Here is a 4,263-nt window from a genome sequence, read left to right on the forward strand (position 1 = left end):
CGGCTAATTGTTTAACTCTACCATGATAAAGGTATCCATTTCTATCGAACACAACAGCAGTAATACCAGCCTTCTGAGCCACTTCAGCGATGCTTTTACCAACTAAAGCTGCAACTTCTGACTTAGTACCTTTCTGATCAGCAATTTCTTTTAATAAAGAAGTTGATGCAGCCAATGTTTTACCATTCACGTCATCAATTAACTGCACAGAAATTTGCTTATTGCTTCTAAATACTGACATTCTTGGACGTTCTGCGGTTCCGCTGATATTTTTGCGAACTCGCATTTTAATTTTTCGTCTTCTCTCTATTTTCGAAAAAGCCATAATTCCTAATTTAATTCAGATTAAACTTTAGCAGATTTACCGGCCTTACGACGAATTTCTTCACCTTTGAAACGTACTCCTTTTCCTTTGTAAGGCTCTGGTTTACGTAACGACCTTATTTTTGCACATACTTGTCCAAGTAATTGCTTATCTGCTGACTCAAGCGTAATAATAGGATTACTTTTTCTGTCAGTAACAGCTTCTACTTTAATTTCTTTCGGTAACATAAGCTGAATCGGGTGTGAATATCCCAATGCCAAATCAAGTAATTGACCTTGATTAGTTGCACGGTAACCTACACCTACTAATTCCAACTGCTTTTTGTAACCTTCAGAAACTCCTACCACCATATTATTAATTAACGAGCGGTATAGACCGTGCTTTGCACGTGTTTCTTTTTCTTCGTTAGGACGAACAACAGTTAGTTTTCCATCCTCAACTTTCACTTCCATTTCAGGGTGAATATCTTGTGACAATTCGCCCTTAGGGCCCTTTACTGTCACTGTATTGTCTTTTACAGTTACGTTCACTCCTGAAGGTATGCTAATCGGTGCTTTTCCAATTCTTGACATAATTCTTCCTTTTTAATAAACGTAACACAATACTTCACCACCAATTTTCTGTACTCGGGCTTCTTTATCTGTCATTACACCTCGTGAAGTTGACACAATAGCGATACCAAGTCCGTTAAGAACGCGAGGTAAACTACGATACCCGGAATACGAGCGTAAACCAGGTGTACTCACGCGCTTAAGCGCTTTGATTGCCGGAATTTTAGTTTGAGGATCGTACTTAAGTGCGATCTTAACTACTCCTTGCTTGTCATCTTCGATGAATTTGTAATTTAAGATGTACCCTTTCTCGAAAAGAATTTTGGTCATCTCTCTTTTAAGGTTTGAAGCTGGAACTTCAACAACCCTATGACCCGCCATAATGGCGTTCCTGATACGTGTCAGGAAATCTGCTACTGGATCTGTCATTTTATAAAGATTAAATTGATCCCGGCATAAAATACACCGGGACAATATTTAACACTCTTACCAACTTGCTTTTTTAACACCAGGTATTAAACCAGCTGAAGCCATTTCGCGGAACTGAATCCTCGATAGGCCAAACTGTCGCATGTAACCTTTCGGACGTCCGGTTATCTTGCAACGGTTGTGCATACGTACTGGAGAAGCATTCTTTGGTAGCTTTTGCAAGCCAACATAATCACCTTCTTCCTTAAGCCTTGCACGTTTTTCAGCGTATTTGGCAACAAGCTTAGCCCTTTTTACTTCACGGGCTTTCATTGATTCCTTTGCCATATAACTAGTTCTTTTTCACGTTTTTAAATGGTAACCCAAACTCTTTTAAAAGAGCATAAGCTTCCTCATCAGTTTTTCCTGAGGTCACAAAGGTAATATTCATACCCAATATTTTTGACACATTGTCAATATTTATTTCAGGAAAAATGATTTGTTCCTCAATACCTAAGGTGTAGTTTCCGCGTCCGTCTAGCTTACTGTTGATACCTTTGAAGTCGCGAATTCGAGGCAGAGCCACACGAATCAGACGCTCAAGGAATTCATACATGTTCTCACGACGAAGTGTTACACGTACACCAATTGGCATTTTTTTACGAAGCTTAAAGTTCGAAATATCTTTCTTAGAAAGACATGACACAGCTTTTTGTCCTGTGATAGCAGTTAGTTCTTTGATTGCGTTCTCAATCATTTTCTTGTCAGCAGTTGCTGAACCAAGCCCCTGGTTGATTACGATCTTTTCTAACTTAGGAACCTGCATGATTGATTTAAACCCGAATTCTTTCATCAAGTTTGGTACAATCTCGTCCTTATACTGTTTTCTTAAACTAGGTGTATAACTCATTACTTGATCTCCTCCCCTGATTTTTTAGCAATTCGAACCAGTTTACCATCATCATTCAACTTACGACCAATACGTGTTGGCTTACCAGTTGAAGGATCTTTCACATTTAAGTTTGAAATGTGAATAGGAGCCTCTTTCTTAACTATACCTCCTTGCGGACTCTCAGCATTAGGCTTTGTATGCTTGCTCACCATGTTAACACCTTCAACAATGGCACGTTGTTTAGCAGGGAATACCTCAAGAACTTTCCCTTCCTGGCCTTTGTTGACTCCGGCGTTAACAATAACGATGTCGCCTTTTTTAATATGCAATTTACCCATTGTTCTAATCTCTTTGATGATTAAAGTACTTCAGGCGCCAATGATACGATCTTCATATATCCTTCCCTTACCTCACGGGCAACAGGACCGAAAATACGTGTTCCTCTCATTTCTCCGGCCTGGTTCAAAAGAACACAAGCATTTTCATCAAAGCGGATGTAGGAACCATCTTGACGTCTAACTTCTTTTTTAGTGCGCACTACTACAGCCTTTGTTACGGTTCCTTTTTTCAATTCACCGCCTGGCGTGGCGCTTTTCACAGTTACCACGATACGATCGCCTACTCCGGCATAACGTTTCCTTGTTCCACCAAGAACACGGATACATAATACTTCTTTGGCTCCACTGTTATCAGCAACTGCAAGTCTAGATTCTTGTTGTATCATGATTACTTAGCTCTTTCTAGAATTTCAACTAATCTCCAACGTTTAGTCTTGCTCAAGGGACGTGTTTCCATGATTTTCACAGTATCCCCGATATTGCATGTGTTGTCTTCATCGTGCGCGTGAAACTTCTTGGTCTTTTTCACGAACTTACCGTAGATGGGGTGCTTTTCGCGGATCTCTACAGAAACAACGATAGACTTCTCCATCTTGTTGCTTGCCACAACACCAATACGCTCTTTTCTAAGATTTCTATCCATCTCCTAAATTATTTTTCAGTTTGTTGCTTTTGACCTAAAATAGTCTTCAAGCGCGCAATGTTTCTACGAGTATGTCTAATCTGCATTGGGTTTTCCAATGGCGAAGTTGTGTGGTTCAATTCCAACTGCTGCAATGCTGCAGTTTCAGTTTCGATACGCTCAGCAATTTCGCTAACACTTAATTCTTTGATTTCTTCTACTTTCATGTCATTAAGCATTTGTTGATTCAACATAGTCTCTTCTCACAACGAATTTAGTAGTTACCGGAAGCTTTTGAGCGGCTAAGCGCAATGCTTCTTTAGCTACTTCGTAAGGTACTCCTTCACATTCTAAAATGATGCGACCTGGAGTAACAGGGGCCACAAATCCTTCCGGACTACCTTTACCTTTACCCATACGTACTTCGGCTGGCTTCTTAGTAATTGGTTTGTCAGGAAATATTCTAATCCAGATCTGTCCCTGACGCTGCATGTAGCGTGTTACAGCAACACGAGCAGCCTCAATCTGACGACCTGTAATCCATTTACTTTGTAAGGCTTTGATACCGAAAGATCCGAAAGCAAGCTCCTGCCCACGTTGAGCATCACCTTTCATCCGGCCTTTCTGCCTTCTTCTAAATTTTACTTTCTTTGGTTGTAACATCGTTCCTAATCAATTAATGTGAAAGGAGAATTACTTCTTATTATCTCTTCTTCTTCTCGGACCTCTACCGCCTCCACGGTTTCCACCACCTTTTTCTTTGGTGTTGAAAGCAGGTGATAAATCTGGCTTACCATAAATTTCACCTTTACAGATCCAAACTTTGATACCAATCAGACCCATTTTAGTCAAGGCTTCTTCCTGAGCATAGTCTATATTGGCACGTAATGTATGAAGAGGCGTACGGCCTTCTTTGTACATTTCGCTACGGGCCATTTCGGCGCCGTTCAAACGTCCTGAAATCTGAATTTTGATACCTTCAGCACCCATTCTCATGGTAGAAGCGATAGCCATTTTAATGGCACGACGATATGCGATACGTCCTTCCACCTGACGAGCGATGTTTTTCGCTACAATAATAGCGTCCAACTCTGGTCTCTTTACCTCAAAGATGTTAATCTGAACTT

General features: G+C 40.4%; 11 protein-coding genes. All 11 read right to left on the reverse strand.

Annotated elements, in window-relative coordinates; all coding sequences use genetic code 11:
• Positions 1 to 325: 50S ribosomal protein L18 (rplR, locus tag AC4MRQ_RS25110; protein ID WP_491200484.1), on the reverse strand; the 325-nt coding region annotated here is incomplete at its 3' end.
• 20 nt (positions 326 to 345) lie between these two features.
• On the reverse strand, positions 346 to 897 hold the full coding sequence (rplF, locus tag AC4MRQ_RS25115; protein WP_491200485.1) for a 50S ribosomal protein L6: 552 nt from the start codon (positions 895 to 897) through the stop codon (positions 346 to 348).
• Between the two features lie 12 nt (positions 898 to 909).
• Entirely contained in the window at positions 910 to 1,305 is a 396-nt protein-coding gene (rpsH, locus tag AC4MRQ_RS25120) for a 30S ribosomal protein S8 (protein WP_491200486.1), read from the reverse strand.
• A 57-nt stretch (positions 1,306 to 1,362) separates the two neighbouring features.
• The gene (gene rpsN, locus AC4MRQ_RS25125; RefSeq protein ID WP_491200487.1) at positions 1,363 to 1,632 is read right to left on the reverse strand and encodes a 30S ribosomal protein S14; all 270 of its coding nucleotides are present in this window, start codon (positions 1,630 to 1,632) and stop codon (positions 1,363 to 1,365) included.
• A gap of 4 nt (positions 1,633 to 1,636) precedes the next feature.
• Positions 1,637 to 2,194: a 50S ribosomal protein L5 gene (gene rplE, locus AC4MRQ_RS25130; protein ID WP_491200488.1), complete on the reverse strand. Its 558-nt coding sequence runs from the start codon at positions 2,192 to 2,194 to the stop codon at positions 1,637 to 1,639.
• Positions 2,194 to 2,514, reverse strand: coding sequence for a 50S ribosomal protein L24 (gene rplX, locus AC4MRQ_RS25135; RefSeq protein ID WP_410053432.1), 321 nt, complete (start codon positions 2,512 to 2,514; stop codon positions 2,194 to 2,196). The genes rplE and rplX overlap by 1 nt, the downstream gene beginning before the upstream one ends.
• Before the next feature lie 20 nt (positions 2,515 to 2,534).
• Positions 2,535 to 2,900, reverse strand: a complete 366-nt coding sequence (rplN, locus tag AC4MRQ_RS25140; protein WP_491200489.1) for a 50S ribosomal protein L14 — start codon at positions 2,898 to 2,900, stop codon at positions 2,535 to 2,537.
• Positions 2,901 to 2,902: 2 nt separating this feature from the next.
• A complete protein-coding gene (rpsQ, locus tag AC4MRQ_RS25145) occupies positions 2,903 to 3,157 on the reverse strand; it encodes a 30S ribosomal protein S17 (RefSeq protein ID WP_212191477.1) in 255 nt (84 codons plus the stop codon).
• An 8-nt stretch (positions 3,158 to 3,165) separates the two neighbouring features.
• On the reverse strand, positions 3,166 to 3,363 hold the full coding sequence (gene rpmC, locus AC4MRQ_RS25150; RefSeq protein WP_491200490.1) for a 50S ribosomal protein L29: 198 nt from the start codon (positions 3,361 to 3,363) through the stop codon (positions 3,166 to 3,168).
• 4 nt (positions 3,364 to 3,367) lie between these two features.
• On the reverse strand, positions 3,368 to 3,799 hold the full coding sequence (rplP, locus tag AC4MRQ_RS25155) for a 50S ribosomal protein L16 (RefSeq protein WP_143303610.1): 432 nt from the start codon (positions 3,797 to 3,799) through the stop codon (positions 3,368 to 3,370).
• A 30-nt stretch (positions 3,800 to 3,829) separates the two neighbouring features.
• Positions 3,830 to 4,263 (reverse strand): 30S ribosomal protein S3 (gene rpsC / locus AC4MRQ_RS25160; RefSeq protein WP_491200491.1); only part of this gene is annotated, 434 nt, incomplete at its 5' end.

It is taken from the genome of Carboxylicivirga sp. (assembly GCF_982718395.1).

Bases quoted from the DNA above. Each gene is read 5' to 3' on its own strand.
- rpsN (WP_491200487.1), bottom strand. From the start codon at position 1,632: ATGGCAAAGGAATCAATGAAAGCCCGTGAAGTAAAAAGGGCTAAGCTT.
- rplP (WP_143303610.1), bottom strand. From the start codon at position 3,799: ATGTTACAACCAAAGAAAGTAAAATTTAGAAGAAGGCAGAAAGGCCGG.
- rpmC (WP_491200490.1), bottom strand. From the start codon at position 3,363: ATGAAAGTAGAAGAAATCAAAGAATTAAGTGTTAGCGAAATTGCTGAG.
- rpsH (WP_491200486.1), bottom strand. From the start codon at position 1,305: ATGACAGATCCAGTAGCAGATTTCCTGACACGTATCAGGAACGCCATT.
- rpsQ (WP_212191477.1), bottom strand. From the start codon at position 3,157: ATGGATAGAAATCTTAGAAAAGAGCGTATTGGTGTTGTGGCAAGCAAC.
- rplX (WP_410053432.1), bottom strand. From the start codon at position 2,514: ATGGGTAAATTGCATATTAAAAAAGGCGACATCGTTATTGTTAACGCC.
- rplE (WP_491200488.1), bottom strand. From the start codon at position 2,194: ATGAGTTATACACCTAGTTTAAGAAAACAGTATAAGGACGAGATTGTA.
- rplF (WP_491200485.1), bottom strand. From the start codon at position 897: ATGTCAAGAATTGGAAAAGCACCGATTAGCATACCTTCAGGAGTGAAC.
- rplN (WP_491200489.1), bottom strand. From the start codon at position 2,900: ATGATACAACAAGAATCTAGACTTGCAGTTGCTGATAACAGTGGAGCC.